Below are 2,247 nucleotides of genomic sequence, written 5' to 3' on the forward strand. Positions count from 1 at the left end.
GGGGTTTAATACTTAGGGAAGTGTTTTATATAGGAATATATAACTTAGTTTTAAGTTCTGAAAGTTTAGAAAAGATAAAACATCTAGATAAAGAATTTAAAATAAAATTTTAAAAATTATAACTTAATAGGGAGTAAGTACTATTTTTGAAATATTAATTTTGTTTCTACACTAAGCATAAAAGGAATATTATAATCGATAAAATAGGAAAGAAAATATATTTTTGAGTAAAATAATGGATAAAAGTTTGGAAATAGTTCATAATATAGCTTACTCTATATAAGAGTAAAAAGGAGAGCCTAAAGCTCTCCTTTTTACTTTAAAATGAATTTTATGTGAAATTTTTTCTTTAGGATACTTAGAGTATAGATAACTTTATTATATTAATATATAATTTTATTATACAAATATAGGAAAGGACGAACATATAAAATTGGATAATAAAGAGAAACAATATTTAAATTATTCTAAAGAGTATGGTAAAAGTATACAAGATATATCAATAGATAAAATATCTCTAAAACATAGTTTAAAATGCAAAACTTGTGGAACTGAAAATAAGTGCGGTCTATATTGTTCATCTTGTGGAACATCATTGGAAGAAGTAACTTCGAAAGAATCATTAAGTATTAATAATTATTTTAAAATGAATTTAAAGCCTATGGCATTAGTATCGATAGCTTCAGCTGGAATATTATTTTTAATATCTTTAGTAATAAAACTTTTTATAAGTTTAAGTTTAGGGGATTTAGTTAGTATCGTAAATCCGTTACATATAATATTAGCAATGAATTTAAGTACAATAAGTTTAAATACATATAGTATTATTGGTTCTGAAAGTATAGGTATACACTTAGGTATTTTAGTAATAGCTTTAATTCCATTAATCGTATTATGTATATCTAACTTTATATTTATAAAAAATAAAAGCTCTAGGGATGTGTTATATAACTCAATAGGAGTTGGAGTATTATATGGAGTTATACTAATAGTTATAAGCATATTTGCAACTACATCAGTTAATATTTCAAATATGATAAGCTATGGTGTATCGATAACATTTAAATATAAAATACTAGAACTATTTTTAAATGGGTTTATATTAGGATTTATATCTACATACTTGATAGGATATAAGAAAAAATATTCGGGACAAAATATATATTTAGACATTTTTAGATATGTTATATTTACTATATTCACTATATATATATCGATATTTGTAATTCTTTTAGGAATTACTATCTTAGATAGAAGTTATCTTTATGAACTTGGTTTATATAATTATAGTGAAAGTAATCTTCTTATATTGAGTCAATTAGCTTTATATGTATTAGATTTTGCAAATATAATACCAGTAACAATAGGTACAAGTAAGTTGTCTATATTAAGTTTATTAAATGGAGATTTATTTTTCCATACTAAGATAATGTTTATGGCAATGATATTTTTATCTTTATTAGTACTGATAGTTGCAGGATATAATTTAAGAAAAAAAATGAAAAATCAGTCTAATAAAAAAGTAATGATTTTTAGTATTTTCTATTCTATAAGTATGACGATATTATCATCATTTACTAATATATATATTGGTGGAAGTTCATCACTATTACAAGCTAGTAGTTATCAAAGTAATATATTTATGGGAACACAAGTTATATCCACATTTATAATATCTTTTATATATAGTTATATAATAGTAAAAGTAGGATATACGTTAAGTGATTTTGAATAATTGAAAATGGAGAGTCTGTTGAGATGCAAAATATAAATGATAAGTTTTCAAAAAATAAAATACAGAATGAAAAAATAAGTATGCTTAAAGAGATAGATAATGCAGAAAGAAAAAAAGCTAGTTTACTACTTCATATGGGTATACTGACGTATGAAAAAATAAGAAATGAAATAATAATAGATGATAGTTTTGATAGTATATGTAATGAAATTTTAGAACTAGATAAACTAATATATAATAATAATCTTAAGATAAATGATTTAGAAGAATCTTCAAAGGATATAGTATGTGAGTGTGGAAGTGTATTAAATTCTGAAAATAATTTTTGTGGAACTTGCGGTAAAAAGATAGATATAAAAGATAGTTATTTTATTGAATGTGGAAAATGTGATGCATTAAATGAAGAAGATTCTAATTACTGCCAATGTTGTGGAAATAAATTATAAAAAATATACATTTAAAAGCTACCTTGAATTGTATTTTATTAGTAAATACAATTTTAAGGTAGCTTT

2 protein-coding genes are annotated in these 2,247 nt (G+C 22.5%); both read left to right on the plus strand.

What is annotated here, in order from left to right:
* Nucleotides 1-433 precede the first annotated feature (433 nt).
* Complete coding sequence (locus G3997_RS02625; protein WP_296647651.1) at nucleotides 434-1,735, plus strand: hypothetical protein; 1,302 nt, start codon at nucleotides 434-436, stop codon at nucleotides 1,733-1,735.
* A 23-nt stretch (nucleotides 1,736-1,758) separates the two neighbouring features.
* The gene (locus G3997_RS02630) at nucleotides 1,759-2,181 is read left to right on the plus strand and encodes a zinc ribbon domain-containing protein (protein WP_296647653.1); all 423 of its coding nucleotides are present in this window, start codon (nucleotides 1,759-1,761) and stop codon (nucleotides 2,179-2,181) included.
* The last annotated feature ends 66 nt before the right edge of the window (nucleotides 2,182-2,247 follow it).

It is taken from the genome of Romboutsia sp. 13368 (assembly GCF_018336475.1).
GTDB lineage: Bacteria > Bacillota > Clostridia > Peptostreptococcales > Peptostreptococcaceae > Romboutsia.

Excerpts from the sequence above, each read along its gene's own strand:
- G3997_RS02630 (WP_296647653.1), top strand. The coding sequence starts at position 1,759 with ATGCAAAATATAAATGATAAGTTTTCAAAAAATAAAATACAGAATGAA.